Origin of the sequence: Microcoleus sp. PH2017_24_DOB_U_A, from assembly GCF_020738205.1 — a bacterium.
In the GTDB taxonomy this organism is placed as follows: Bacteria; Cyanobacteriota; Cyanobacteriia; order Cyanobacteriales; family Microcoleaceae; genus Microcoleus.
Genome location: NZ_JAEQCT010000115.1, coordinates 1 through 26,860 on the forward strand (window position 1 = coordinate 1; position 26,860 = coordinate 26,860).

The 26,860-nt window shown below is 46.1% G+C and carries 23 protein-coding genes and 1 pseudogene; 18 read left to right on the forward strand and 6 right to left on the reverse strand.

Annotation, left to right across the window (positions count from 1 at the left end; translation table 11 throughout):
* Positions 1–136: 136 nt before the first annotated feature.
* Together JGK07_RS27720 and JGK07_RS27725 are read left to right on the forward strand one after the other, a co-directional pair.
* On the forward strand, positions 137–736 hold the full coding sequence (locus tag JGK07_RS27720) for a 5-formyltetrahydrofolate cyclo-ligase (protein WP_293193778.1): 600 nt from the start codon (positions 137–139) through the stop codon (positions 734–736).
* Between the two features lie 246 nt (positions 737–982).
* Entirely contained in the window at positions 983–1,759 is a 777-nt protein-coding gene (locus JGK07_RS27725) for a fumarylacetoacetate hydrolase family protein (protein ID WP_293193776.1), read from the forward strand.
* A gap of 131 nt (positions 1,760–1,890) precedes the next feature.
* On the opposite strand, the gene JGK07_RS27730 is transcribed toward JGK07_RS27725, so the two are convergent.
* A complete protein-coding gene (locus tag JGK07_RS27730) occupies positions 1,891–2,364 on the reverse strand; it encodes a Tic20 family protein (RefSeq protein WP_293177999.1) in 474 nt (157 codons plus the stop codon).
* Between the two features lies 1 nt (position 2,365).
* On the opposite strand from JGK07_RS27730, the gene JGK07_RS27735 reads away from it, so the two are divergent.
* Positions 2,366–2,614 carry a hypothetical protein gene (locus JGK07_RS27735; protein WP_293178002.1) on the forward strand — a complete coding sequence of 83 codons (249 nt, stop codon included), beginning with the start codon at positions 2,366–2,368 and terminating at the stop codon, positions 2,612–2,614.
* On the opposite strand, the gene JGK07_RS27740 is transcribed toward JGK07_RS27735, so the two are convergent.
* Positions 2,607–2,804, reverse strand: coding sequence for a hypothetical protein (locus JGK07_RS27740; protein WP_293224738.1), 198 nt, complete (start codon positions 2,802–2,804; stop codon positions 2,607–2,609). The two genes, JGK07_RS27735 and JGK07_RS27740, sit on opposite strands and share 8 nt — an antisense overlap.
* 310 nt (positions 2,805–3,114) lie before the next feature.
* Between JGK07_RS27740 and glyA the strand changes: the two genes are divergently transcribed.
* The 5 genes from glyA (at position 3,115) to aroQ (ending at position 8,820) form a co-directional block, all read left to right on the forward strand.
* Positions 3,115–4,398 carry a serine hydroxymethyltransferase gene (gene glyA / locus JGK07_RS27745; protein ID WP_293224740.1) on the forward strand — a complete coding sequence of 428 codons (1,284 nt, stop codon included), beginning with the start codon at positions 3,115–3,117 and terminating at the stop codon, positions 4,396–4,398.
* Positions 4,399–4,995: 597 nt separating this feature from the next.
* On the forward strand, positions 4,996–6,051 hold the full coding sequence (locus JGK07_RS27750; protein WP_293178008.1) for a glycosyltransferase family 4 protein: 1,056 nt from the start codon (positions 4,996–4,998) through the stop codon (positions 6,049–6,051).
* A 224-nt stretch (positions 6,052–6,275) separates the two neighbouring features.
* A complete protein-coding gene (locus JGK07_RS27755; protein WP_293196673.1) occupies positions 6,276–7,532 on the forward strand; it encodes a competence/damage-inducible protein A in 1,257 nt (418 codons plus the stop codon).
* A gap of 595 nt (positions 7,533–8,127) precedes the next feature.
* Positions 8,128–8,265 carry a hypothetical protein gene (locus JGK07_RS27760; protein ID WP_293178014.1) on the forward strand — a complete coding sequence of 46 codons (138 nt, stop codon included), beginning with the start codon at positions 8,128–8,130 and terminating at the stop codon, positions 8,263–8,265.
* 114 nt (positions 8,266–8,379) lie between these two features.
* A complete protein-coding gene (gene aroQ, locus JGK07_RS27765; protein WP_293178224.1) occupies positions 8,380–8,820 on the forward strand; it encodes a type II 3-dehydroquinate dehydratase in 441 nt (146 codons plus the stop codon).
* 463 nt (positions 8,821–9,283) lie between these two features.
* Here aroQ and JGK07_RS27770 read toward each other — a convergent pair.
* Positions 9,284–9,481 (reverse strand): annotated as a pseudogene (locus JGK07_RS27770) (hypothetical protein); the annotation flags it as partial.
* Positions 9,482–9,521: 40 nt separating this feature from the next.
* Here JGK07_RS27770 and JGK07_RS27775 point away from each other — a divergent pair.
* The gene (locus tag JGK07_RS27775; protein ID WP_293178023.1) at positions 9,522–10,649 is read left to right on the forward strand and encodes an ADP-ribosylglycohydrolase family protein; all 1,128 of its coding nucleotides are present in this window, start codon (positions 9,522–9,524) and stop codon (positions 10,647–10,649) included.
* 458 nt (positions 10,650–11,107) lie between these two features.
* On the forward strand, positions 11,108–13,660 hold the full coding sequence (locus JGK07_RS27780) for an HDIG domain-containing metalloprotein (protein WP_293178026.1): 2,553 nt from the start codon (positions 11,108–11,110) through the stop codon (positions 13,658–13,660).
* A 159-nt stretch (positions 13,661–13,819) separates the two neighbouring features.
* Here the strand turns inward: JGK07_RS27780 and JGK07_RS27785 are convergent, their stop codons facing one another.
* Positions 13,820–14,296 carry a nuclear transport factor 2 family protein gene (locus JGK07_RS27785; RefSeq protein ID WP_293191008.1) on the reverse strand — a complete coding sequence of 159 codons (477 nt, stop codon included), beginning with the start codon at positions 14,294–14,296 and terminating at the stop codon, positions 13,820–13,822.
* A 111-nt stretch (positions 14,297–14,407) separates the two neighbouring features.
* Positions 14,408–15,274 carry a carbohydrate ABC transporter permease gene (locus JGK07_RS27790; RefSeq protein ID WP_293178230.1) on the reverse strand — a complete coding sequence of 289 codons (867 nt, stop codon included), beginning with the start codon at positions 15,272–15,274 and terminating at the stop codon, positions 14,408–14,410.
* A 66-nt stretch (positions 15,275–15,340) separates the two neighbouring features.
* Here JGK07_RS27790 and rpsF point away from each other — a divergent pair, with 66 nt between their 5' ends.
* A complete protein-coding gene (rpsF, locus tag JGK07_RS27795; RefSeq protein ID WP_293146945.1) occupies positions 15,341–15,676 on the forward strand; it encodes a 30S ribosomal protein S6 in 336 nt (111 codons plus the stop codon).
* A gap of 219 nt (positions 15,677–15,895) precedes the next feature.
* On the opposite strand, the gene JGK07_RS27800 is transcribed toward rpsF, so the two are convergent.
* On the reverse strand, positions 15,896–16,642 hold the full coding sequence (locus JGK07_RS27800; RefSeq protein WP_293178029.1) for a creatininase family protein: 747 nt from the start codon (positions 16,640–16,642) through the stop codon (positions 15,896–15,898).
* Positions 16,643–17,067: 425 nt separating this feature from the next.
* Here JGK07_RS27800 and JGK07_RS27805 point away from each other — a divergent pair, with 425 nt between their 5' ends.
* From JGK07_RS27805 to JGK07_RS27835, 7 genes are all read left to right on the forward strand, one after another.
* Positions 17,068–17,232, forward strand: a complete 165-nt coding sequence (locus JGK07_RS27805; RefSeq protein ID WP_293178032.1) for a hypothetical protein — start codon at positions 17,068–17,070, stop codon at positions 17,230–17,232.
* Positions 17,233–17,344: 112 nt separating this feature from the next.
* A complete protein-coding gene (locus JGK07_RS27810; protein ID WP_293178035.1) occupies positions 17,345–18,085 on the forward strand; it encodes a response regulator transcription factor in 741 nt (246 codons plus the stop codon).
* Between the two features lie 386 nt (positions 18,086–18,471).
* Positions 18,472–20,730, forward strand: a complete 2,259-nt coding sequence (locus JGK07_RS27815) for an alkaline phosphatase PhoX (RefSeq protein ID WP_293224750.1) — start codon at positions 18,472–18,474, stop codon at positions 20,728–20,730.
* 440 nt (positions 20,731–21,170) lie between these two features.
* On the forward strand, positions 21,171–24,104 hold the full coding sequence (locus tag JGK07_RS27820; protein WP_293211302.1) for an ATP-binding protein: 2,934 nt from the start codon (positions 21,171–21,173) through the stop codon (positions 24,102–24,104).
* 20 nt (positions 24,105–24,124) lie between these two features.
* Positions 24,125–24,517, forward strand: a complete 393-nt coding sequence (locus JGK07_RS27825; protein ID WP_293146959.1) for a response regulator — start codon at positions 24,125–24,127, stop codon at positions 24,515–24,517.
* Complete coding sequence (locus tag JGK07_RS27830) at positions 24,514–25,845, forward strand: adenylate/guanylate cyclase domain-containing protein (protein ID WP_293178044.1); 1,332 nt, start codon at positions 24,514–24,516, stop codon at positions 25,843–25,845. Before JGK07_RS27825 ends, JGK07_RS27830 begins: the two co-directional genes overlap by 4 nt.
* A 440-nt stretch (positions 25,846–26,285) precedes the next feature.
* Complete coding sequence (locus JGK07_RS27835) at positions 26,286–26,792, forward strand: response regulator (RefSeq protein ID WP_366934342.1); 507 nt, start codon at positions 26,286–26,288, stop codon at positions 26,790–26,792.
* Positions 26,793–26,860: the final 68 nt, after the last annotated feature.

Genomic DNA, 26,860 nt, shown 5'->3' on the forward strand with positions numbered 1-26,860 from the left:
AGTCGGTTAAAACCGACTACAGAGTTTGATGCAAAATGCAATTAATTTGAGTCCTCTTTGAGAGGACTTTCGCTATGAGACAGGGGTTTTCAACCCCTGCCGGACTGGAACTCAAACGAGAGATTCGATCGCAAATATGAACACTCCTGAACCTTCATTAACCAAAACCGAATTAAGACGATCGCTCCTGAACACCCGCAAATCCCTACCAGCCCAAGAATGGAGACAAAAGAGCGAGATCCTTTGCAACCACCTGCACAACTCGCCCCTATTTACCGAAGCAAAAACAATCCTCGCCTACTTTAGCTTTCGCCAAGAACCAGATTTAAGTCCCCTATTTGAAACTCCCCGCACGTGGGGATTTCCCCGCTGTGTCGGCAAACAGTTATCGTGGCACGTCTGGCAGCCCGGAGATGCTTTACATACGGTCGCTTACGGCATCCAAGAACCGCTGCCGGATGCTCCGAAAATCAACCCCTCAGAAGTAGATTTAATCCTCGTACCCGCTGTAGGTTGCGATGTTCGCGGCTATCGCTTGGGCTACGGTGGCGGCTATTACGATCGAATGCTCAGTTTAACTGAGTGGGAATCAAAAATTGCGATCGCCACAATCTTTGAATTTGCCTTGCTAGCCCAGCTACCGGTTGACTTTTGGGACAAAGCGCTGCACGGAATTTGTACGGAAAGTGGGTTAAAAATGATACAGCAGAAATCCAGAAGGTCGATCGAGCAATAAATTTTCAGTAATTATCCCTAGATCCATGTTTATATGTATTAGGACTGACGCACTCCCAACAAAGAAACCGGGTTTTTCAACCGAGATTGAGGGTTTTAAGCAAATATTTTGGTTAAAAAACCCGGTTTCTGGGCACCCGTGCATCAGTCCTCTGTATTCTACAGAAAGTCCTATTCCCGCGATCGGGAAGTGGTCAATCTGTTTTAATCTAAAATCTAAAATCCAAAATCTAAAATCTAAAATATTATGGCCCAGCGCTACGTTCGAGTTAAAACAACACAAGGACACATCCATTACGGTTTGCTGCAACTTAGCCGCAGCGTTCAAGTATTTGATGCACCTCCCTGGTTAAAAGGACAACCAACTGATTTGGAACTTGCACCAGATAGTTACCAAATTCTCGCCCCGTGCTCTCCCTCAAAAATTGTAGCCGTCGGCAAAAATTATGTCGATCACGCCGCCGAGATGGGAACTCCAGTACCCGAAGAACCGCTGCTGTTTTTCAAGCCTCCCAGCGCTGTCATCGCAGCAGGTGGAGCAATTCGCTATCCGCAGCAGTCGGAAAGGGTAGACTACGAAGGAGAATTGGCCTTGGTGATTGGCGAACATTGTACCAACTGCACTCCCGAACAAGCACACAGCAAAATTTGGGGCTATACGATCGCCAACGACGTAACAGCCCGAGATTTGCAAAAGCGAGACAACCAGTGGGCGAGGGCTAAAGGGTTTGATACGTTTTGTCCCTTGGGGCCTTGGATTGTCCGCGAACTGAGTCCGGCTGCACAGTTGCAGACTTTTGTCAATGGGAGCGATCGACCTATACAGTCATCTCAGATCGATCGCATGGTATTTTCCCCAGACTTTCTCGTCTCCTACATCAGTCAAATCATGACCCTAAATCCCGGCGATGTGATACTGACTGGAACGCCCCAAGGAGTTGGGCCGCTGCAAATAGGCGATCGAGTCCGCATTGAAATTGAAGGCATCGGCAGTCTTGAAAATATCGTAGTTATTGGTTATTAGTTATTAGTTATTGGTTATTGGTTATTGGTTATTGGTTATTGGTTATTAGGTTTGATCCGAATAAATAACAAATAACAACCAACAAATAACAACCAACAAATAACAACCAACAAATAACCAATAACTACTTACTAACGTACCTGCATATAAACAGCGTCCGAAATGGGAGGAATCTCTGCATAGCGTCCCAAAGCCGATTGAACCACTGCATAGAAAAATGCAGCTAAAGCGCCTAAAAACACCATATTATACAGAGTCTCTGCAATAAATGCGACTTGGAAGCCTTTTGCAAAAATTGGCAAAACCAAACCGCAGAGCATCAAAACAATGTCTAAAAGAATCGCCTGCATCGCATTAAAACGAATGAAGTGACTGATGTTTTCGTTTCTAACTACTCCTAAATACAGGGCAAAGAAAATAACCAAGCTAGCAAAGGGCAAACTATAAATTTGCATCAATGGAGATAGCGGTATCAACAACAGTTGCAGGACAGGAAACTGTGTAAACAGAAACCTACCAAAGGCAAGCCCGTCAATCAGCGGTAGCAAGTAAGGCAAAGAAGCAAAAATCCGGTCTGGAACAGTCGTAGATCCGCGCCAAGTCATAATGAACTCTCCTGAGTCGATCGATAAACTATCAATTCGCATTAAATTCAGGATAACGCAGCAGCAGGCAAGCGTTCCGACTCGCCCGGAATTTGCCCACACGAGCAAGCCGAGTAGATTCATGGGTACTTATATCAAGTCGGGTTCAATAGTCACCATTCCCGATGCCCCATTCCCGATGCCCCATCCCTCCGCTTCGCTTCGCCAAATTCCCTGTTTGGCCAATTCCCGATGCCCGATGATTATTTAATATTGGCAATGACGAAGCCCATTTGACACTCGTATCGATCGGGCAAATTTTCCGTAGGTTTGGCAACTGGATGACCGCAGCGAAGCTCTCCACCGCTCCAGCGCGGTTTGCCAGTGCGATCGGCGAGCACACAACTTTGGCAAACACACTGAGGGGCAAGCATCTGATTTTCCATTAGAATGACTAACATTTGATACCTCCGGCAGGTTCCACACCAGTAATTTCATTGTATGTCAGGAATTTGGGACAAACGGCTTAACCTGAACACAACGTAATATTTATGTCAATGGTGCGAAATCCGTAGTATGGTACAAGATCCCCAATTCCCAATCCCCAAATTTCTGAAGAGGTTGATTATTGTGACCAAGAATTTCTTGATGGTACAAGCCCCCGGATCGAGCCGTGGAATCAATCCTTGCATCTAAAATCTCAAATCCTCTCTTCCCCCGACTTGAGCCGTGGGGTCAATCCAAAATCCAAAATCTAAAATCTAAAATCGAATGACGGACACTAACTTAGACTTCCTTTCCAAAACCGATCCGCTAATTGCCGATTTAATCGGGCAAGAACTCCAGCGGCAGCGAGATCACTTAGAACTGATCGCCAGCGAAAACTTTACCTCCGCAGCCGTAATGGCAGCTCAAGGCTCAGTGCTGACCAATAAATACGCCGAAGGATTGCCAACCAAACGCTACTACGGCGGCTGCGAATTTATTGACGGCATCGAGCAAATCGCGATCGATCGCGCTAAAGAGCTCTTTGGCGCAGCCCACGCCAACGTCCAGCCCCACTCCGGCGCTCAAGCCAACTTTGCAGTATTTTTGAGCTTGCTAGAGCCAGGGGACGGAATTATGGGCATGGATTTGTCCCACGGCGGACACTTGACCCACGGTTCGCCGGTTAATGTATCCGGTAAATGGTTTAAAGCTTTTCACTACGGCGTCAACAAAGAAACTGAACAGCTCGACTACGACGAAATTTTGGCACAGGCTAAAGCAAACCGACCAAAATTGCTGATTTGCGGCTATTCGGCATATTCGCGAATTATCAACTTTGAAAAGTTTAGAGCGATCGCCGACGAAATTGGAGCTTACCTGCTCGCCGACATCGCCCACATTGCCGGATTAGTCGCCACAGGCCATCATCCCAGCCCCCTCGCCCACTGTCACGCAGTCACCACCACCACTCACAAAACCCTGCGCGGCCCCCGTGGCGGCTTGATTTTGACCAATGACCCAGAACTGGGCAAAAAGTTCGACAAATCAGTATTTCCCGGCACTCAAGGCGGCCCCTTAGAGCACGTGATTGCGGGCAAAGCTGTAGCTTTCGGCGAAGCATTAAAACCGGAATTTAAAACTTATTCCGGTCAAGTAATTGAAAATGCGCGGGCTTTAGCTGCACAGTTGCAGCAGCGGGGTTTAAAACTCGTTTCCGGCGGCACCGACAATCACTTAATGCTAGTAGATTTGCGATCGGCAAACATGACAGGCAAGCGAGCCGACCAATTAGTCAGCGGTGTGAATATTACTGCTAATAAAAATACGGTGCCTTTCGATCCAGCATCGCCCTTTGTCACCAGCGGTTTGAGACTCGGTTCGCCCGCGATGACGACAAGAGGAATGGGAACAGCAGAATTTACCGAGATTGGTAATATTATTGCCGATCGACTGCTAAATCCAGATGATGAAAGCGTCGCCGCCGAATGTCGGCGCCGAGTAGCCGCACTGTGCGATCGCTTCCCGTTATACCCGCACTTGTTCTTGAAAGTGCCGGCATTAGCTTAATTTTCCTGATCGGCAATGGGGAATTGGTAGTTGGAAGTGTACGGTTCAGTTGACAGTTGACAGTTGACAGTTGACAGTTGACAGCTTGAGAGCGACCTCTACCTAGAAGGAATAGGATGGGAGTAATGAATAGTCTGATTTTAATTTCTCCCGATCAAGGAGAGGCTTTCAACCAATTCTTTCTGGTAAAAAGGTAAAAGAGCTACAAAAGATTGAGAGTTGTTCCTTGCGATCTTGACAAGCAGTTTTTATCGAAAATCTCGATCGCGAAAGGCAGTTTTTACTAAAAATATTTGTCGAGCGGCGCTGGTTTGATTAACGGTATTTGTCGATCGCGAAAGATACCGCTCAACTCAGCTCGCTTGGCAAGTATGGATATCGAAAAAGTCGATCAACATTGCGATTGAAAGACGATTAATTCGAGAGGAATCATTTAAAAACCTGACAATTCGCATCCTGGCAACTTCCACTCCGGCAAATCTCCGGCTCCCAAACCCCCAGTCGCTCTTAAAAATGTTTCCTGGTTACAAGCCATCTGAAATGTAGTAGACTCTGCCTGACAGTATAATTGCCCGCACTATTTAAAATTAATTTCAGATGCCGCACCAGTATCTGTATCATGTACTCGCTTTTCTGGTTTCTGCGAGCGTCGTCCTCTGGAGTACGCCAATAGTCAAAACCATTGGTCTCAAAAGCGGGCGAGTCGATCGGCCAGGCGAGCGAAAAGTCCACCAGCGCCCCATGGTACGCTTGGGAGGAGTCTCTATCTTTCTCGGCACTCTGATTGCCCTGTTATTTGTCTGGCTCTGTGGAGGCTTCATCGATGCTAGCGGACAAGTTCTCAATCCCAAAGACGAATACCAAGTTTGGGGAGTCACCCTCGGCGGCATCGGATTCTTCCTCATCGGTTTAGCAGACGACTTGTTTTCGCTCTCAGCCATCAAACGCTTGCTCATGCAAATTGGCGTATCCAGCATCGCTTGGTACGCGGGCGTACAAATTGAGTTTCTCACAGTTCCCTCCCTGGGACTGACGGATCTTGGCTGGCTGAGCTTGCCCATTACCGTGATTTGGCTCGTCGGTATGGCCAACGCCATTAACTGGATTGATGGTTTGGACGGTTTAGCAGCCGGAGTTTCGGGGATTGCAGCAGTTGTGATGCTGATTGTCAGTCTGTCGATGCACCAACCGGCGGCGGCCCTAATTGCAGCGGCTTTAGCTGGTGGCACCTTGGGATTTCTACGCTACAACTTCAATCCGGCTCAAATCTTTATGGGAGATGGCGGGGCTTATTTTATCGGGTTTACTCTCGCTGGAGTGGGAGTAATTGGGTTAGTTAAAACTACGGCTGTTACTTCTGTGTTACTGCCATATTTAATTTTAGCTGTACCGATTTTAGATATGTCGGCGGTGATTCTCGATCGGCTCCGTAACGGCAAATCGCCCTTTATTGCTGACAAACGCCACCTGCACCACCGACTCCTAGAAGCCGGACTATCCCATAGATTTGCGGTTTTATTTATTTACTCGCTGACACTTTGGGTAGGAAGTTTAGCCCTAGCTTTTTCAGTTCCAAGTGGCATAGTTTACGCTATGGGAGCTACAAGTTTGCTGGGATACGCTAGCTGGAAAGTTTGGAGGCACGCAAGATAGACAGTTGACAGTTGACAGTTGACAGTTGACAGTTGACAGTTGTTAGTTGTCAGTTGTTAGTTGTTAGTTGTTACTTGTTAGTAAGAATCACCAATCACCAATCATTAATGCCCAATGCCCAATGCCCAATGCCCTGCGCGGGCCTTCTTCCCAATGCCCAATGCCCAATGCCCAATGCCCAATAACCAATCTAAAATCCAAAATCTAAAATCTAAAATAGAATAATGGTTGCTGAAATTATTTGTGTTGGCACTGAATTGCTGTTAGGCGATATTCTTAATAGCAATGCCCAGTTTTTAGCGAAAGAATTAGCGAGTTTGGGCATCCCTCACTACTATCAAACAGTTGTGGGAGACAATCCAGAACGCATTAAACAGGTGATAGAAATAGCTATAGGTCGATCGCAACTTTTGGTCTTCACCGGAGGCCTCGGCCCCACACCAGACGACCTCACAGTCGAAACAATCGCCGATTATTTTGGTGTTCCCCTCATCGAAAGGCCGGAAATTATCGCCGATATCGAACAAAAATTTGCTCAGCGGGGACGCACCATGAGCAAGAGCAACCGCAAACAAGCTTTAATTCCCGAAGGTGCGGACATTCTATCAAACCGGACAGGTTCTGCACCGGGGATTATTTGGCAGCCGGTTCCCAATGTCACAGTGATGACATTTCCCGGGGTACCGGCGGAAATGCACTTGATGTGGCAAGAAATCGCCGTTCCTTACTTGAAAAATAACGGCTGGTGCAGTGCAACTATTTGCAGTCGCACGTTGAAATTTTGGGGAATTGCTGAGTCGGCACTCGCGGAAAAAGTAGATAATTTTCTGAGTTTAACTAATCCTACTGTTGCTCCCTACGCCAATCACGGCGAAGTCAAACTGCGGATTTCGGCCCGCGCCCAGTCGGAAGCTGATGCTAAAAAGTTAATTGAGCCGATCGAACAACAGTTGCTACTGATTACTGACTTAGACTGTTACGGTGCCGATACCGATACCCTCGCCTCGACTGTCGGTAAATTGTTGCTGTTGGCTGGCGAAACTCTTAGTGTGGCTGAATCCTGCACGGGAGGAGGGTTGGGAGCGATGTTGACCAGTGTTGCCGGCAGTTCGAGGTACTTTTTGGGTGGAATTATTTCCTATGACGATCGGGTTAAGGAAGGATTATTAGGTGTTAATCCCCAAGATTTAGCCGAATTTGGCGCAGTCAGCCAGCAAGTCGCAAAACAAATGGCTGCGGGAGTGCGCGCCAGTCTCAACACCACTTGGGGATTGAGCATTACAGGCATCGCGGGCCCAGGAGGCGGCACGGATGCTAAACCTGTCGGACTGGTTTATATCGGTTTAGCGGGCCCCGAGGGCGAGACTGAAAGTTTTGAATACCGTTTCGGCTATGCCCGCACTCGCGATTGGATTAGAAATCTGAGTAGTTGTACGGCGCTCGATCGGCTCCGGCGTAAATTATTATTGGCAAAAGCGTAGAAAACCTCTAACACTTTGTCAATTGTCAATACTCATCCTTAAGCTTAAGCTTTATTTAATAATTGCAGTCCGAGATATTTCAGTAATTTTCCCCTTGCCTATTGATTATCTGTAAAGATTCGTTATGATAATAAGACAGGGCTGATTGGCAAATACACTGATTCTCTCCTTTGCTTAAAAGCGTTGCTCCCAACAACCAGCAAGCGAGAAAGCAAGTTTGACCTTTGGTTTCAAAGTCGTGCTTGCTTATTTTCAGGGATTTAGCCGTCGGTTTAGCTAGCTCGGCGGGAATCCCCACGACCTAATCTTTGATTTGGGGTGGGATGAAAGCCAGGTTTGTGAAGGATAGAAGGTTAACCGATTCCGTAGGACTCTTAAATCTTCACAGCCTGAACAAACAATCCTTGATCTAGTGCAAAAACAGTGGGGCTGGACGTGTTCCTCACTATAAAACGCCGAGCGAGAGAAACATTTTGGAGTACCTCGAAGGAAGATCTCGATATCCTTAACAGGACTCAGATGCCTACGCTGTAATCTTTGATTCAGAGTAGGAGCGTCACCAATCTAGACTATAAAAAAAGGAGCTATCCGTTCAATGGAAGACATTGAAAAGGTGCTGGAACAAATTAAAGAATGGGTTCGCAAGCTGATAGAAGGACTGCTGAGTCCAGAAGCTCAACCGGAACTCGAACCGATTCCTATTCCAGTCAACCAACCCAGGCATCGCCGGTAGTCGGGACTAGATGTGAAATCTGAGGTTTGAGGTTTGAGGTTGAAGACTGGTTCTAAATCCCAAGTCAAAACTCTCAAAAATCTCATAAATTTTGTTGCGCTGGAATTTTTAAAATTGTTAAATATCCTGGTACTTCACGGCCCTAATCTGAATCTATTGGGTCAGCGAGAACCTGGAGTTTATGGTTCTGCGACTTTAAATGATATCAACAAGTTGCTAGAACGAGAAGCGCAAGCCCTCCAGGTGCAAGTCTCTATTCAGCAGTCGAATCATGAAGGGGTTTTGGTGGATGCAATTCACTCAATGTTAGGGCAGCACCAAGGCTTGTTGATTAATGCTGGAGCTTATACTCATACGAGTGTGGCAATTAGAGACGCGATCGCCGCTGTGAATATCCCTGCGGTGGAAGTTCATTTGAGCAATATTTACCGACGGGAAGCTTTTCGGCACCACTCGTATATCGCGGCGGTGGCGATCGGGCAAATCAGCGGTTTTGGCTCAGAAAGTTATCGGCTGGGGCTACAAGCTCTAGTTAGTTATGTGATTAAAAATTAAAATTTCACCGATTTTCGCGATCGGATGAGGGCCGGTTTTAGATGGAAAACCAGCCCTTATATGTTTGGCTTGAATTCAAATTAATCAGAAGAATGGGTAATGGGTAATGGGTAATGGGTAATGGGTAATGGGTAATGGGTAATGGGTAATGGGTAATGGGTAATGGGTAATGGGTAATGGGTAATGGGTAGGTAATGGGGAATCGGTAATGGGTAATGGGTAATGGGTAATGGGGAATCGGTAATGGGTAATGGGTAATGGGGAATCGGTAATGGGGAATCGGTAATGGGTAATGGGTAATGGGGAATCGGTAATGGGTAATGGGGAATCGGTAATGGGTAATGGGGAATCGGTAATGGGTAATGGGGAATCGGTAATGGGTAATGGGTAATAATAATAATGACGAAGCAAAAAATAACCAATAACCAATAACTAATAACTAATAACTAATAACCAATAACTAATAACTAATAACTAATAACCAATAACCAATAACCAATAACCAATAACCAATAACCAATAACCAATAACCAATAACCAATAACCAATAACCAATAACCAATAACCAATAACCAATAACTAATAACCACTGACCACTGACCACTGACCACTGACCACTGACCAATGACCACTGACCAATGACCACTGACAACTGACCAATTAGTAGCAACTTGAGTTAAATTCAAATGCGGCATTCCCTGTTGAGCAAGTTTCAAGGAACCATCCTGGGGGCAGTTTTAGGAGACTCTATAGGCCTGCAATACCAGAGGCAACTAGCGGGTATCCTCCCCCAAACCGAAGACTTGCAGCCGATTTTACAACTGACAAAACACCAACAATTTACCCTGAATGGCGCAATATTAGCCTTGAATTCTCCCAACACCAAAATACTCAGGGGCAAATATTCCGAATGCGGGAGACTTGCAGTAGCGTGCGCTCAAAGTTTAATTCGGTGTAACGGTTTAGATTTAAAAGATTGGCGCGATACTTGGGAAGTATTGGCAAAGTCGGAAATATACCATTCTCCAAACACAGAGTTTCAAAGCCTGCTTAACCCTTGTGAAGCTGCGGTTGCTGCGCTGCCATGCGTGATGTTTTTTCACGAAAATAAGGCCAAGCTGCGAGAAAAAATCATGCTGGCGACAGATGTTTTGCCCAACGAAAATAAGGCACAGTTGCAGACAGCAGTGTTAGCTATAGGATATGCGATCGCCCGATCGCTCAAACAAAGACTTGACCCCGGGACAGCGATCGAACAAACCATTGCCTACCTAAACATAGATACTGCCTTAACCGAGTTGCTGCGGCAAGTGCAAATACTACTAGAACAGGGAGCCGATTTAGAAACAGCCACCACTCACCTGTGCAAAAGCGCCACAGCTTTGCGAGGAAAACCAGAAGAGGGCGAGAAACAATCAGAAACTCACTCAAATGTCAATCCAGGAAATTTTATTCCCATTGCCCTAGCTTTCTACTGCTTCTTGAGCACCCCAGAAGACTTACGCTTGTCAGTAGTGCGGGCCGCCCGTAGCGGGATAGCCGGACAACTCACCTGCGCTTTGACGGGAGCTTTGTCAGGAGCCTACAATGGCGCTGCTGCGATTCCTGTAGAATGGCGACAAGTATTGTCGGCGGTTGAATCGCAGCCGCTAGTCGAGGGCCGAGAACCCTCCCTGTGGGGAACGGGCAGCGATGCAAAAATTTTGGAGTTAGCAAGTAACCTGTTTGCAGTTTGGGCTGGAGTTTACAACCCTTCGGCGGGGCCCGATTCCGCAGCCCTAGCCCGCGCAGTGGCTGCACCTTATGTCATTAGACCTCGAAAAATATAAAGTTGGGAGCTTTGAACAGGAGGGGAAAGCAGAAATTAGAAATTAAGAATTAGCAGTTAACAATTAGCAATTAGCAAGTGACAAGTGACAGCCAAAGGAGAGCGACAATTAAAAATTAACAAGTAACAACTTAAATCGGAGGTGCTTGCTTCCTCAAACCAGATTTCTAGGAAAATATAGGATTGGGAAACTAGGAATCGACCGAGAAAGCGGGTTTTTAGCCACACCGCACGAGAGCTGTTTGAGATAGACAAGGGCAGGAAATAAGCAGCAGAAGCTTGAGGACACTGCTGGCGTTGTTGGCGACACTTAGGAAATCGAACGGCTGTCGAGAGTCCGGTAAGTTAGCCTGCTAGTTTTGAATATTCAGGTACGGTAGTTCGGATAAACTCAATCAAGATGCACAGTCAGAATTTCTGACAAAGCTGCTGAGTAACAGTGATATATCTTCGACACAAATGAATACGCTCTCCTCATTAATGCGACAGATTGAGCAGCTAGGGGCTACGCGCTCGCTGCGCCAACACATTGCTCAAGTGCAAAATGGTGACAGTAAAACAGATGCCGATCGCCCTGGCGGGCCTCTCCTGAGCCGTTTTTTGCCCCAGAAATGGCCTGGGCCCGAGACTTTCATTAGATTGACAAGTAAAACCTCAAAATCTAGCCTCAAAAATCAGGCTCGTTCCCCGATGTTGGCCCTGGTAGCAGTAGTTTCGCTCAGCAGCACTCTTGGCCACCGCTTCTACAACCAGCCGAAATTGGATGTGGGGACGAAAGCTCCTCAGACGATTAAGGCTCCTGCTAGTGTTAGCATCCCCGATCACAAAACTACTGAAGAACACCGTTCATCAGCACGAATCGGGGCTGTACCGATATTAATGCTCGATCGCGCGGTCGATCGACAAATCGAGCGAGAATTGCAACAATTTTGGCAACAGGGGAGCCAACTCCGGCGGGCGGTAAGCCCGTTTCCATTTGCGCCGCCCTCGGCGCTCTCAAATGCGGCTCAGGTTTACTTGAGGGGGTGTCCGGAGTGGGAGTGGCGATCGATTTTGGCGCAAGCAGGGGACAACAGTGCAAATTTTGAGCGGTTGAATTTGAATTCCCCGGCAATTGCTGCACCGACGGATAACAAGTCTCAGCAAGATGCGATTGCTCAACTGCAAGCTTACAGCCGATCGGTCGGAGCAGCAGATTTTCAAAGCCTGACAGATAGTATTTCCGAGGCTCGCGGGCGCTATGCCAATGCTGTGGAGGCGCTTGAAAAACCGTCGGTTTCCGCGCTCCGAAAGATTTATGATACTTCCCTGTTTGATTTGTCGGATGCAGCTTGGGAGAAAACCCAAACGGGTATGAGTCGGGTGGCAAAAATGATGCTGGCTCAAGGTATCCCGCAGGGGTTACCAAAAGAGATTTTGAAAGAAGCTGTGAAGCTGCAAGTCGCAGACGAAGTGCCGTTAGAGTCCCAAGCTTTGGCGGTTGAGGCTTTAAGTGCGATTTTGCAGCCAAATCTGGTGAGAGATCCCGAGGAAACCAAACAGCTAGCGGAATTGGCCGCGCAAAAGGTGAAACCGGTGACGATCGCCGTAGAGAAGGGCGATATTATTGTTGCAGAAGGAAAACTTATCGCGCAGCAAGATTTTGTATTGCTGGACTATTTTGGTTTGAGCCGGCGGGGTGTAAATTGGTTGGGGCTGGCGGGTTTTGTTTGTTTAGTCGCGGGGGCTATTGCGATCGTGTTGCTGGTAGAAAGGCACTACCGCTTGCGCCGGAGAGATCATTTGCTGTTGCTGCTGCTGACTTTGAGCGCGCCGGTGCTGGTGAGTTTGGGGCTGCCTTGGACGACTTTACCCGCGATCGGGATTTTAGCAGGCGGCTTCTACGGTTCGGCGGTGGGAGTGACTGTGGTGGGGCTGCTGTCGGCGCTGCTACCCATTGGCTTGGATGTAGAGTTGATTCATTTGGTGGCTAGCGCGGCGGGGGGATTGCTGGGCGCTTTTATGGCCGGGCGGTTGCGATCGCGCGAGGAATTGGCTCTTCTGGGCGTGGCTGTCGGCTTGACTCAGGGCAGCGTCTATCTGGTGGGGACTTTGATTGCTAGCGCTGCTGCCGGTGCGATTTGGTACGTCGTACTCGGTACGGTGGGTTGCCAAAGTTTGGCTGGTTTGGCTTGGAGCGTGGTGGCGATCGGCATCAGCCCTTATTTAGAACACGTTTTCGACTTGATTACCCCGATCCGGCTAGCGGAACTTGCCAATCCCAACCGCCCGCTGTTAAAGAGGTTGGCTGCCGAAGCTCCGGGGACTTTTCAGCACACGCTATTTGTGGCTAGTTTGGCGGAGGCTGCGGCGAGGGAACTCGGCTGCAATGTTGAGTTAGTTAGAGCTGGTACGCTATACCACGATATTGGAAAAATGCACGACCCAAGCGGATTTTGCGAAAATCAAATGGGCGGGGGCAACAAACACGATGAAATTAATAACCCTTGGGCGAGCGCCGAAATTATTAAAAAGCACGTTACTGAGGGGATGGTGATGGCGCGCAAGCATCGATTGCCGAAGGCGATTCAGGCGTTTATTCCTGAACATCAAGGCACAATGTTAATTGCTTATTTCTACCATCAAGCGCAGCAAATTGCTGCAAAAGAACCTGAAAATTTAAATATTACTTTGGCTGCTGCGGACAATTCAAAGTTAGCAATCGAAAACCGGGAAGTGAGGGAGCAGGATTTTCGCTACGACGGGCCGATTCCGCAGTCGCGGGAAACTGGAATTTTGATGTTGGCGGATTCTTGTGAGGCTGCTTTGCGATCGCTCAAGGATGCCACTCATGAGGAAGCTTTGAATATGGTTAATCGGATTTTGCGGGCGCGCTGGCAGGATAATCAGTTGCTGGATTCTGGTTTGACTCGGGAGAATATGTCTTTAATTGCGGAGATTTTTGTGCGGGTTTGGGAACAGTTCAATCACAAGCGGATTGCTTATCCTAGTGCAGTTTTTACTCCGAGGTAGAGACTTGCAAGTTAGATTTTTGGAGAGATTTACTATAGTAAAAATACCGTTATTAGGTTCGTAGTGAGGACTTCAGTCCTCTGATTTTATGCGGACTGAAGTCCTCACTACGAACCTATTTAAGGTTAAATCATCCCCAAATCTAAAATCTAAAATGGTTTAATATTTAGCGCGAAGAGCACCGTGAACTTGAGGATTGCCGCTGACAATTGCTACAGTTTGCTTGATTCCGTCAATCAGCCAATGTCCGTCTGTTGTTTGAATCAAAGAGTGAAAATAGTTTCCTGCTGTATCCAGCCGATTCTCTCCAGCTTGGCGACTGGGGTCAATTCGATAAATTTGGTATGCAGACTGACATTTGGCTGTATTGTGATGAATAGTTACTTCATGATTGGTGCTGACGTGCAGCGTTAGCAAACCTGCAAGTCCCTCTACCCGCTGTTTTATATATTCTTCTGCGGTTATTCGTCTGGGAGTTTCACCCCGAAAGTCAGAATAGTCGATATCTATTTCGTCCGCTAGGTGCGATCGCAATTTCTCCCAGTCTTTGGCGTCGATCGCATTTGCAAAGCCTACGATCGTATCTACGATCGCAGCGCGGTCAACAATCCCCCGGATCTCTGGCAGTTCGTACATAAAAAATAAATTTTGTGAGTTGTATGAAGAAGGAAGAAGGAAGAAGGAAGAATTTTAGACTAACAATGCCCAATGCCCAATGCCCAATGCCCAATGCCCAATTCCGTAATTCTATCCCTTGACTCCGGCGGCAGTTTCTGTCGGCACAATGTATTTTTGCAACAGCAAAAACAGTCCTAAAACTGGAATAATGGAAATAATCGAACCCGCCGCCACCAAACGCCAATCCAAAGAAAATGTCCCGGCTAAATTTGCTACGCCTAAAGGTAACGTATAATATTCCGGTCTGTCTAAAACTAGCAGCGGCCACAAAAAGTCGCTCCAAGAACCGATAAATACAAAAATTCCTAAAGTAACTAAAGCCGGCTTAATTGCCGGAATCATCACGTGCCACCAAATGCCTAATTCGGTGCAGCCGTCGATGCGGGCGGCTTCTTCTAATTCCTTGGGAACTGCTAGGAATGCTTGCCGCAATAAAAATATGCCGAAGGCTGAGGCTAGTCCGGGAAATATTACGCCTAAATAGCTATTTTTTAATCCGAGTTGTACTGTCAAAATGTACAGCGGAATCATGACTATTTGGAAGGGTATCATGATTGTGGAAATAATTGTAATTAAAATGGCTTCGCGGCCGCGAAAGTTAAGTCTGGCTAAGGGGTAAGCCGCAAGCGCGCAAAACAAAACATTGATGCTGACTGTGAGGCCTGCAATCAGGGTGCTGTTGAACAGGTAGCGCCCGAAGGGGTTGGTTTGCCACACTTTGATGAAGTTTTCGAGGGTTGGCTGTTGCGGCCACAGTTGCGGGGGATATTGAAAGATGTTTTCGCTGGGGGCTTTGAGGGATGTACTGAGCAGCCACAGCAAGGGGAAGAGCATTAAAAGTGCGATCGCGCTCATCATCCCATAGATCCACAGCGTACTCCACGACGATCGACTGCGGTTTGGGGAATTTGATTTTTTAGTTTTGAGATTGTTCATAGTTGGTATATGATGATAAGTCCTTGCTTCATGAGAAGCCTTGTTGTCCATAAGGGAATTATTGCCATGAAACCGTTTATTTACGAAACAATGTACATTCTGCGCCCTGACTTGGGTGAAGAAATGACTGACCAGGCGATCGCGAAATATCAAACAATTTTGCGCGATCAAGGTGCTGAAAATATCGAAACTCAGCACCGCGGCAAGCGTCGCTTGGCTTACGAAATCGGCAAGCACCGCGACGGGGTATACGTTCAAATGAACTATACAGCTCCGGGCGCTGCAATTTTTCCTATGGAACGCGCGATGCGTCTGAGCGAAGAGGTGATTCGCTATTTGACGATCAAGCAAGATGTCCCAGATGCACCTGAAGCTGAAGCTGAAGAGGAAGCTGCTGCCTAGCATTCGTGTCTAAGGTATGTTGTTGGGCTTCAGCCCTCTTTAGACATATATATAAAGAGGGCTAAAGCCCAACAACGTACCTTTGGGCTAAAGCCCAACAACGTACCTTTGGGCTAAAGCCCAACAACGTAACTTCTATAAAACCGCCCTGCTTTTTAAGCGAGATTTAGGGATATCTGGCTTCGGATCGAAACCAGATTTATCAAGTTCACGCAATTGTTAATCTGAGTTTAAAAACTCCAAATAATTGTTAGTCAATTCTTTGACTGCTAAATCGTGAAATTGTTGGCCATGTTCGGGAGTTGCTAAGGCAGGATTTGAACCCATTCTCCCGTCGGGAAATCGGCGGCGGAAGTCAGCAGCACTATAAATTTTGTGCCCAGATCCAACTTCTTCCGAAAGCGGTGCTTGCTTGATTGCTTCTGGATAAAGGTACTGGGTTACAGCAACTTCGCTGGGGGTGGCGTGGGAACCTTCTTGGTTTCCGTACAATTCTTTGGCGAGTTTGTAGACTGAACCGCACATGAACCAGTTGCCGATTTGACACTGGATTCGATCGGCATTTGCTAGATTCAAATCAGACAAATGCGCGTATGTCTCGGAAAATGCTGCTTTCATCGTGGCAATATTGCCACCGTGACCGTTAATAAAGAAATATTTCTCAAATCCAGCTTTTGCTAAAGATGTGATATAATCTCTGATTACAAGAATTAGGGTCTGCGGTCGGAGGCTGATGCTACCGGGAAAGCTGGTGTGGTGCAAAGCCATACCGACATTAATTGTCGGGCCGACTAAGGCATTGGCAGCTTCTCCGACACTCTGGGCGATCGCACCAGCAGTAATCGCGTCAGTTCCGATTAAACCGGTGGGCCCGTGTTGTTCGGTGGAGCCGATCGGGATAATTATGCCTCGGGAGCTCTCAAGATAAGCTTCAACCTCGGGCCAGGTACTCAAATGCAGCAACATTATAGGCAATCTACAGAATTTTTACTTCGTATTGTCGATCGTAGCGGGCCTGGGTCAGTTGTAGGGCGATCTGCTTTTAGTGCGAGCGTCCCCGCTCGCGTCCAACCCACCAAGCTCGCGTCCAACCCACCAAGCTCGCGTCCAACCCACAAAACACTATTCCTCAAAAACCCGTCAGATTGCCAGATTAATCGTTAATTTAGCCCAATATTTTTCCAGTTACCAAGTTTTCGAGCGTAAATCCGATCGAGATTGTATCTTCAACCAAAGCTGTAGGGTTCGGTTAAACTTTAAGAACAACATTACTCATCTTTAATAAATTAACCATTTATTTACTAAAACTTTACCTTTTAATAACCTTTTGCCTGTACGATAAAGCCATCTCCCTATAGATTGGGTGTAACCTGGTCAATTAAAAGCGGGCAATGTTTTACCAAGTAATACCGACCCCGAACAATGACCAGGCTTCTAACGCCTGGACGCAGGCAGACAGCGCAGCTATCGCAACTGCTCAACGGCTATATTTCTTGCACGAGCAAGTAGAAATAGTCGAGCGTATGTCTGTCGGATGGACTGGCGAAAGATTATAAGTGATTGAATAGTCGATCGTTCATAAAAAGCGATCGCAGCGCTAGAGTGCCTCAGCTACTGAAGAAGGCACCTCCCGCTAGCCACATACAAACACAACTCCCACTGATATTTATGTCTTCTGCTGAATTAAGCGAAAGTCCTTCAAGGCTGGCTGTTGGACAAGCCGGCCGCATTTTGTTACTCGAAGGTGAAGACCTGTTGCGGGAAATGCTAGCTTTAGCTCTGAAAGAACAGGGCTATGAGGTGGTGGTTACTAGCGACGGGCGCAACGCTCTGCCTTCTGTGCAAGCTTCCTCGTCATACCACGGTGAATTCGGTTTCAACCTATTAATTATGGACTCAATTAATGGTTTAGATCTGTGTCGAATGTTACGACATCAAGGAAATCCCGTTCCTATTTTGATTATCGGTGCTAGAGGAAGTGCAAACAACTGCGCTTTTTATCTAGAAGCCGGATCGGATGATTATCTCACCAAGCCTTTTGGAATGCGGGAGTTTATCGCCCGGTGTCGGGCACTGATGCGGCGCCAGCGCCTCGGTCAGTTGCCACAACCGATGATGCTGCAATATAAGAACATAACTCTGTATCCTGAAGAGTGCCGCGTCTTGGTTCACGGTATTGAAGTAAAATTTTCTCCTAAACAGTTTCGCTTACTAGAACTATTTATGAGTAATCCCCGGCGAGTTTGGTCTCGCGATCAGTTGCTGGAAAAAATTTGGGGTCAAGATTTTATCGGAGACAGCAAAACAGTAGATGTTCACATCCGCTGGCTGCGCGAAAAGTTGGAAATCGATCCGGGTCAACCGGAATATATCATTACAGTACGGGGGTTCGGCTATCGATTTGGTTGATTGTTTTAATCTGTTGTATGGTTACAAGTTCGAGTTAAATATGACGTAGGTAGGGATACAACAATGTTGTGTCCTTATTTGTATGTATGGGGCAATTATTGATGAGGTACGTTGTTGGGCTTGGGCCCTCTTGAGACGTATAGATAAACGGGGCTAAAGCCCAACAACATACCTTTATTAAATTGGAATATATCCTTAAGTCCAGCAAATTGTGTTACAAAAAGCTAGAGATTAATGTTCGAGTGCATAGGTACGTTGTTGGGCTTGGGCCCTCTTGAGACGTATAGATAAACGGGGCTAAAGCCCAACAACATACCTTTCAAAAAAATGACCGTCAATTGAGTTTATAGTCTGCGGATAATTAGTCCTTAACCATTTTTTTACCTATGACTATCAAGCGTCGAGAATTCCTACTTTTCTTGGGTGCAACGGGCGGTAGTGTTGCACTCAATTCTTGCCAACAAAAATTTGCCATGCCCTTCTCACCGCCAGTTAACTCTGCCAAGAGTGTGGATAATATGGCACGAGGCATAAACTTCCAACCAGTCAAAGGGCCGATGCCTTTACTAACCAGCAGCACCTTAACAGAAACTGGACAATTCATCCCCATTAGCAGTGCGTCCACCCAGCAGCAAATGCAAGCTTACAGCGCTTACGAAGTAGCCGACGACCTCCTGCTTCCAGAAGGCTTTACCTACGATATCGTAGCTGCTTGGGGAGACAAAGTGGGCGATTCTCACTTCGGCTACAACAATGACTATCTCTCCTTTGTAGAAACTGGCAAAAATCAGGGATTGCTAACTGTTAATTTCGAGTACATCAGTGCCAAGCCCTGGATACAAACTTATCAAAAAGTTATTGGGAAATCTCTGCCTTTTGCTAAGTTAGAAGCGGCAGCTACCTCCGCCGGAAAAGTGGGAGTCAATGCCTTTTCTGCGTCGGAAAAAGACCAGACAAAAAAAATGGTTGCGGAAGTGTCAAAAGCAGCTTTAATTGAGGTGGGAATCGGGGTAATTTCTATCAAAATAAATGATGATGGCAAATGGGTAAGAACGCATTCTCCAGCCGATCGCCGAATTACGGGTATTTCCGGCCTAGAAGACGGGCGCTACCTCAAATCCACCGGCCCGGCGGTAGCCGTGTTCAACAAAAAAGGTAAAGGCTACTCGGACAAGTTGGGCGCAAAAATCATCGGCACTTTTAATAACTGTGCGGGCGGGACTACGCCTTGGGGAACGGTTTTTAGTGCGGAAGAAAACATCCAGAATTTCGTACCGGAACCTGTATTTGCAGACGGTACATCCTTCGATCCAAGCAAGAAAAACTTCTACATCGATGCGGAAGAAATTGGCGGTTTGGGCAATGTCTTCGGCTTGGCGGGTAATAAATACGGCTGGATGGTAGAAGTAGATCCGGCTAACCCCAAGGACTACGGCACCAAACACACTTGGCTGGGACGCTGCCGCCACGAAGCTGTAGGCATTCGCGTAGTAGCCGGAAAACCATTAGCATTTTACTCGGGGTGCGATCGGCGCAGCGGACATATTTACAAATTCGTCAGCAAAAACGCAGTTAAAAACCCCAAAGATAAAGCTAATTCCCAGCTATTGACAGACGGAATGCTTTATGCTGCCAAGTTTAACGCTGACGGCACCGGTAGGTGGATTCCATTAAAAACTGACACGCCTGTCAATCCAGATTTGCCTAGCCTTCATGGAGGCGGAATGATTAATTTGCCGCTGCGTCCCGCAGGCGGTTTTGTCAAAGTCGAAAAAGATGCAGAAGCAGTTGCTTTTAAACAAAAATTCAAGACTTTAAATGACCTCTACGAAGGCACAGCTAAGGAAAAACAAGGTGCAATTTTAATTGATGCTCATTATGCCGCAAGTGCGGCAGGAGCTACTTGCACTGCTCGTCCCGAAGACACTGAAATTGCTCCTGATGGTTCTCTATACATTACCTTTACTTCCGGTTCTGCCAGCGATAGCGACGGCGGGCCGGATTTGCGAATTTTTCAAGGGAAGGACGGCAAATCTTACGAATACGGCTGGATTATGCGCTTAGTTGAAGAGGGTAACGAGCCATCTGCAATGACTTTTCAGTGGAAAATGTTTGCGACGGGTGGCGAACCGGCTTCGGGCGGATTGGGTTTTTCTAATCCAGATAATTTACTGATTGACAAGGGTGGCAATGTTTGGATGGTAAATGATATGTCTTCTGACAAACTGAATGCACCTGTTGCTGCGGGCCGAGTTGATAAAGATGGGAAACCGATTAGCCAATCTAATTTGCGCGGTTTGTATGGTAACAATGCAATTTGGTTTTTGCCGGCTTCTGGCCCCAATGCTGGGGAGGCTTTTTTGTTTGGAATTGGGCCGATGGAGTGCGAAACTACTGGGCCGTTTTTTACTGAGGATGAAAAGACTTTGTTTTTGTCAATTCAGCATCCAGGAGAAATTAACGGAATGCGGCAGGATATGGCGGCAGACGATCGCAATTTTGCCATGAAGACTATTGATGGTAAGGAATTTTTGCAGACTCGAAAAGTGCCCGTAGGATCGAATTGGCCTCTTAAAACAGTTAATAATCCACCTAAACCTGCGGTGGTGGCAATTCGGCGGGTGAATTCGCAGCCGTTGACTTAGTTTCAATTTGAGCGCAAAGGGCGATCGTCCTTTGCGCTCAAATCCGTCAATCGAAAACCTAAGTATGTCGGGTGCTTGTGTCTGCACCTTACTGCTATTGGGCATCTTGCAGGCGATCGCTTATGGCTTATGGCTTATGGCTTCTGCTATGAATTTGTACGATCGATAAATTACCACCACAGCCCAAAGCTTGCACTCCCGGCACTTTGACTTAAAAAGTGCAACAAATGACCCAGCGCTCGCAATATTACCTCTATTTATTGTAGAATCGAAAGCAGGCGTTTGTATTTATTCATTCATGCACTAAAAAATGTTGTAGAGTCGAGCGGTGCACGCTTCTGTTCAAAAGTTGCACCTCAAAAATCAGCAGACTCTGGCAAGACGGAATAACCAGAATAAAACTTACGAAAAGAAACCGGGTTTTTACAACAAATCTTGGTTTGACAGCGACGAATCTGGTTGCTAAATCGGTTTCTCAACTCCTGTGCATCCCAAAGAGAGCGAAATACGGCATGGCGATTTGGGCGGGCCGTCAATTTTTTGCAGGTGGATGTCGCCCGCCTGCAAGTATTTCTGAACTCAAAACAATCCCGATCCTAATTAGATCCAGCACTAACGTTGTGAACAAAACCCCATCTACTGCCACCGAAGCCGCAAAAACTGCTCGCTCCCGAACCCTGCGAACAGTTCTGATAGTTCCCTTCGTCTTGCAACTGTTCGCGGCGGTGGGACTGGTAGGATATCTCTCATTTAAAAACGGACAGAAGGCAGTCAACGAAATTGCCGATCGACTAATGACAGAAGTAGGCAGCCGCGTCCAACAGAATCTCGGTGCTTACCTGACTGTACCCCATCAGGTCAACCAGATCAATGCTGTTGCGATCGAACTCGGCACCCTCAACCTGGAAGATGTACCTGTTTTACAGCGTCATTTTTGGCGGCAGCTTCAGATATTTGACACCCTCACTTTTACCGGTTTAGGATTAGAACAAAGAGACAACTTGGGGGCAGAAAGGCTCGACAATGGCTCGCTGACTTGGAGAGTATCGACAGCAGCAAGTAACTATGATTTCCGCACCTATGCCACCAATGAATCCGGCGAAATCGGCGCAGTATTAAACAACAAAATTAATTTTGACCCGCGCACTCGCCCCTGGTACAAAGCTGCGGTAGCTGCTGGTAAACCCACCTGGAGTCAGATTTATCCCAATACGGCTGGCATTACTGCCTATCTCGGCGCATCTATGCCTTTCTACGACAAACAAGGCAAATTGCAAGGGGTATTGCTAACTAATATTAATTTGTCCACCATTGGTAAGTTTTTGCAAAGCTTAAAAATCGGCGAAACTGGACAGGTTTTTATTGTCGAGCGATCCGGAATGTTAGTCGCAACTTCGACAGGAGAAAGACCGTTTCATACCATCAACAAAGAATACGGAGCCGAACGAGTTAAAGCAATTGACAGTAAAAATACTTTCACTCAAACCACGGCTAAATATTTACGAGCTAATTTTAACGAGTTTCAATCTCTGAAAACGGCGCAGTCACTAGAATTTGATGTTGAGGGGAAAAAACAATTTTTACAAGTTCTGCCTTGGCAAGATGACAAAGGATTGGATTGGTTAATTGTGGTGGTGGTTCCCGAAGCGGATTTTATGGCACAAATTAATGCCAACAATACTGCGACTATTTTGTTGTGCGCTGCTGCTTTTGTCATCGCGATAATTGTTGGCGTTGTTACGGCTAGATGGGTGACAAAACCAATTTTATCTTTGAACGAGGCTGCCAAAAATATTGCTAAAGGTGAATGGGGCAAAAGTGTAACGCTCAACCGATCCGATGAAGTCGGGGAACTTGCCAATTCATTTAATAGTATGGCGGCGCAACTTCAAGTATCTTTCACAGAAATGCAAGCTTTGAATGCCGAATTGTCTGAGAGTGAAAGTCGATTAAACCAAATTTTGGAAGCAGTGCCGGTGGGTATATTTGTCGCCGAGTCTAGTGGCAAACCTTACTATGTTAATTCTCGCGCTCAGGATTTATTAGGTACAGGCATCATCGCTAATACTGAGTCAGAACTTCGAGAGATTTATCAAGCTTATCTGGCAGGTACCAACGAACTTTATCCAGCAGACAAAGAACCCCTTGCTAATGCTTTTAAGAGAGCCAGCGTTAACGTTGATGATATGGAAATTCGCCAGTCTGACAGGATTATTCCGATCGAGGTTTGGGGAACGCCCATTTATGATGATAAAGGAAAGGTGAGTTATGCGATCGCAGCTTTTGCCGATATCACCCAGCGCAAACAAGCCGAGAAATTGGTAGCGGAATACAACCGCACTCTCGAAGTCCAAGTCACCGAAAGAACCCAAGAGCTCAAAACAGCCTTAGACAACCTGCAAACCACTCAAGAAGAGCTGATTCAATCGGAAAAAATGGCAGCTTTAGGTCAATTAGTCGCCGGAGTTGCCCACGAATTGAATACTCCTCTGGGCGCAATTCGATCGAGTGCCGGAAGTATGACTACTTTTTTAGAGCAAACCATCACCAATTTGCCCTCACTGTTTCAGTCGCTTTCCCCCGCAGAATCTGAAAGTTTTAACACACTACTGTATCGCTCGCTACAAAAAGATCTGACTTTAACAGCTAAAGAAGAAAGGAAGTTAAAGCGGACTTTGATTCGTCAACTCGAAGACGAAAATATTGACGAAGGGAATGCGATCGCCGACACTTTGGTAGATATGGGGATTTACGAGGCTGACGACTTTCTGTCTCTGCTGCAAAAGGTCGATCGCGATCGCATCTTAGAAATGGCTTACAAACTCTCCGAAATCCAGCGAGGAACCCAAACAATCAATACCGCAGCCGATCGCGCTTCTAAAGTCGTATTCGCCTTGAAAACCTATGGCCGTTACGACTCATCAGAAACGATGGCTGCATCTAATATAACCGAAGGCATAGAAACCGTACTCACCCTGTATCAAAATAACCTCAAACACAACGTCGAAGTCATCCGCAATTTCCAAACAATACCGCCCGTAATGTGCTATGCAGACCAACTCAATCAAGTATGGACAAATCTGATTCACAACGCCCTGCAAGCGATGGACAATCAAGGCACATTAACTCTGGATATCCTTCAGGAAGGCAACAATATCAAAGTCGGTGTTACAGATAGCGGCGCCGGAATTCCATCCGAAGTAATGCCCAAAATATTCGCTCCATTCTTCACCACAAAACCCCCCGGAGAAGGCAGCGGTCTGGGTCTCGATATAGTCAGAAAAATTATTGACAAACATCGCGGTAAAATAGAAGTTGAATCTGTTCCAGGCCAAACTACTTTTACAGTTGTTCTACCTGTCAATCTCTCCTAAAACTTAGTTAATTAGCAAAAATGTCTAAACCAATTATCCTGTGTGTTGATGACGAAAAAGTAGTTTTAAAAAGTCTGAAAACGCAACTAAAATCTGCCTTTGGGAATGCTTATCTTTACGAGATAGCAGAAAGTCCCGCCGATGCTCTAGAGTTAATTGATGAATTCACTGACGACGAAATCTCAGTTATCTTGATTGTATCGGATTGGTTAATGCCAGGAATGAAAGGAGATGAATTTCTGATTCGAGTTCATCAAAAATTTCCAAAAACAGTAAAAATTATGCTGACCGGTCAAGCCGATGAAGAGGCAGTCAAGAGGGCTTTTGACGAAGCCAACCTCCATCGGTGTTTGCAGAAACCTTGGTCGGAATCAGAGTTGATCGAAACCATTAAAACAGCCTTATCATTATGACCAAACAAGTCATTATTTGCGTTGACGATGAAAAAACAATTCTGAAAAGTCTTAAAACAGAATTAAAAGAAGCTTTAGGCAATACTTATGAGATTGAAATTGCCGAAGGAGGTAAAGATGCCCTAGAGTTAATTGCTGAATTGCTCGAAGACGGCTATGAAATCCCTTTGATTATCTCGGACTACGTGATGCCTGACATGAAAGGCGATGAATTGTTGCGGCTAGTTCACGAAATTTCCCCCAAAACTCTCAAGGTGATGCTGACCGGTCAGGCGACTATTGAAGCGGTAGGAAATGCCATCAAACAGGCAAAACTCTACCGCTACATCGGCAAACCTTGGCAAACTGAAGACTTAAGATTGACTGTGACAGAAGCCGTCCACAGCTACAGTCAGGATAAAAAACTAGCAGAACAAAATGCCGAACTTCGGAAAATCAATCAGGAGTTAGAAGTTGCTCTGTCACAGCAATTAAAATTAACAGAAGCTGCTAAACGCTTTGTGCCGAATGAATTTGTCTCGCTGCTAAGCCACGATAGCTTGAGCGACGTTCGACTCGGCGACAGCGTGGAAAAGGAAATGTCAATATTGTTTTCCGATATTCGGGATTTTACGGCTCTTTCTGAGAGCCTGACACCTCAAGAAAATTTCAATTTTATTAATTCCTATTTGAGTCGAATGGAGCCAAACATTATTAAAAATCACGGCTTTATTGATAAATATATTGGCGATGCAATTATGGCTTTATTCGGTCAGAGTGCCAGCGATGCCGTGAATGCTGCAATTTCTATGTTGCACAGTCTCGCTGAATACAATCAACATCGCATGAGTTGCAGTTACGCACCTATTAAAATTGGGATTGGCATCAATACAGGTTCATTGATGTTAGGAACAGTTGGGTCAACTAACAGGATGGACAGTACGGTGATTGGCGACGCTGTGAATTTAGCCTCGCGGCTGGAAACTATGACGAAAAGTTACGGGGTGTCGATGTTGATCGCTCAAAATACTTTTTTGCAGTTGACCGATCCCAAAAGTTACTCAATCCGAAATATCGGCTGTGTTCGAGTAAAAGGTAAATCGGATTTGATGACAATTTACGAAGTTTTTGATGCCGATCCACCTGAATTGAAAGAGCGTAAGTTAGCAACTTTACCCGTATTTGTCGAAGCACTGTATAATTACGCTGCTGCTAAACATCAAGAAGCGGCAGAACTGTTTGCGGATTGTGTACGCAAGAATCCCCTAGATAGGGTGGCGCAAAATTATCTGCAACGCTGTCACGAAATGCACGCAATATTGCCCCAAAGTAATTCTGACTTTATTTAATATAATAAATTGAATACATTCCGGTCATTACCAACTATAAATGAACCGGAAATAGGAAAGAAAGCTTTGGATTTGAGTCCATAATCTTATCTCAAGAACCCGGTTTTTTTACTCTCAGAGCGAGAAACCAGGTTCCTTTCAAAAATCCTGGGTTGAGCAACAAAAAATACAGTCATACAGCGGGTTGATGAGCGTCTAGTGCCTAGCAGCGTCCTCTCTTCAGAGAACAGTCTCATACGATTTTCCATTTTCCGATTTGAGATTTGAGATTCGTAATGACTGGCATGAGGGTTGGGATCCTGCATAGAGTCGCATTCTTTTTTTGAACTGGTATCAGTTGAGTGAAAGTCGCGACTATCTTGGCAAATCAGTTGAACTGCGGTAAAATAGTGATTTTAATTGACAGCTCTAAAAAATAACACAAGAGAGTTTAAGCGATCGTGAGCAGCCAGCAAATAGTCCCACCAACGGCGAATATTCTTGTAGTTGACGACACTCCAGCTAATTTGCGCCTTCTCGCTGGGATTTTGACAGAACAAGGGTACAATGTTAGACCCGCACGGGATGGAAACCAAGCTATATCAATTGCCCAAACCATTGCTTTGGATTTGATTTTGCTGGATATTAATATGCCGGTGATCGACGGCTATCAAGTATGCGAAAAGCTCAAAGCGGACGATCGCACTCGCGGCATACCCGTGATCTTCATCAGTGCCTTGAGCGATGTACTGGATAAAATCAAAGCTTTTGGCGTCGGCGGAGTAGACTACATTACCAAACCTTTTCAAGTAGAAGAAGTTTTGGCTCGTGTCGCAACTCACTTGAGTTTACAAAATCTGCAAAACAATTTGCAATCTAAAAATGATGAGCTAGCGGAAACTAATGAGAGATTGAATGCTACTTTGCTAGAATTAAAGGGGAGCATCCCACTTTTGCAATCAGTATAAATACTCAGACAATTGTCTGTCTGACTAAGTTGATGGCATAATAGAAAGCAAATAAATTACCATAATCC

Excerpts from the sequence above, each read along its gene's own strand:
- JGK07_RS27720 (WP_293193778.1), top strand. The coding sequence starts at position 137 with ATGAACACTCCTGAACCTTCATTAACCAAAACCGAATTAAGACGATCG.
- JGK07_RS27725 (WP_293193776.1), top strand. The coding sequence starts at position 983 with ATGGCCCAGCGCTACGTTCGAGTTAAAACAACACAAGGACACATCCAT.
- JGK07_RS27730 (WP_293177999.1), bottom strand. The coding sequence starts at position 2,364 with ATGACTTGGCGCGGATCTACGACTGTTCCAGACCGGATTTTTGCTTCT.
- JGK07_RS27735 (WP_293178002.1), top strand. The coding sequence starts at position 2,366 with ATGAACTCTCCTGAGTCGATCGATAAACTATCAATTCGCATTAAATTC.
- JGK07_RS27740 (WP_293224738.1), bottom strand. The coding sequence starts at position 2,804 with ATGTTAGTCATTCTAATGGAAAATCAGATGCTTGCCCCTCAGTGTGTT.
- glyA (WP_293224740.1), top strand. The coding sequence starts at position 3,115 with ATGACGGACACTAACTTAGACTTCCTTTCCAAAACCGATCCGCTAATT.
- JGK07_RS27750 (WP_293178008.1), top strand. The coding sequence starts at position 4,996 with ATGCCGCACCAGTATCTGTATCATGTACTCGCTTTTCTGGTTTCTGCG.
- JGK07_RS27755 (WP_293196673.1), top strand. The coding sequence starts at position 6,276 with ATGGTTGCTGAAATTATTTGTGTTGGCACTGAATTGCTGTTAGGCGAT.
- JGK07_RS27760 (WP_293178014.1), top strand. The coding sequence starts at position 8,128 with ATGGAAGACATTGAAAAGGTGCTGGAACAAATTAAAGAATGGGTTCGC.
- JGK07_RS27780 (WP_293178026.1), top strand. The coding sequence starts at position 11,108 with ATGAATACGCTCTCCTCATTAATGCGACAGATTGAGCAGCTAGGGGCT.
- JGK07_RS27785 (WP_293191008.1), bottom strand. The coding sequence starts at position 14,296 with ATGTACGAACTGCCAGAGATCCGGGGGATTGTTGACCGCGCTGCGATC.
- JGK07_RS27790 (WP_293178230.1), bottom strand. The coding sequence starts at position 15,274 with ATGAACAATCTCAAAACTAAAAAATCAAATTCCCCAAACCGCAGTCGA.
- rpsF (WP_293146945.1), top strand. The coding sequence starts at position 15,341 with ATGAAACCGTTTATTTACGAAACAATGTACATTCTGCGCCCTGACTTG.
- JGK07_RS27800 (WP_293178029.1), bottom strand. The coding sequence starts at position 16,642 with ATGTTGCTGCATTTGAGTACCTGGCCCGAGGTTGAAGCTTATCTTGAG.
- JGK07_RS27805 (WP_293178032.1), top strand. The coding sequence starts at position 17,068 with ATGTTTTACCAAGTAATACCGACCCCGAACAATGACCAGGCTTCTAAC.
- JGK07_RS27810 (WP_293178035.1), top strand. The coding sequence starts at position 17,345 with ATGTCTTCTGCTGAATTAAGCGAAAGTCCTTCAAGGCTGGCTGTTGGA.
- JGK07_RS27815 (WP_293224750.1), top strand. The coding sequence starts at position 18,472 with ATGACTATCAAGCGTCGAGAATTCCTACTTTTCTTGGGTGCAACGGGC.
- JGK07_RS27825 (WP_293146959.1), top strand. The coding sequence starts at position 24,125 with ATGTCTAAACCAATTATCCTGTGTGTTGATGACGAAAAAGTAGTTTTA.
- JGK07_RS27830 (WP_293178044.1), top strand. The coding sequence starts at position 24,514 with ATGACCAAACAAGTCATTATTTGCGTTGACGATGAAAAAACAATTCTG.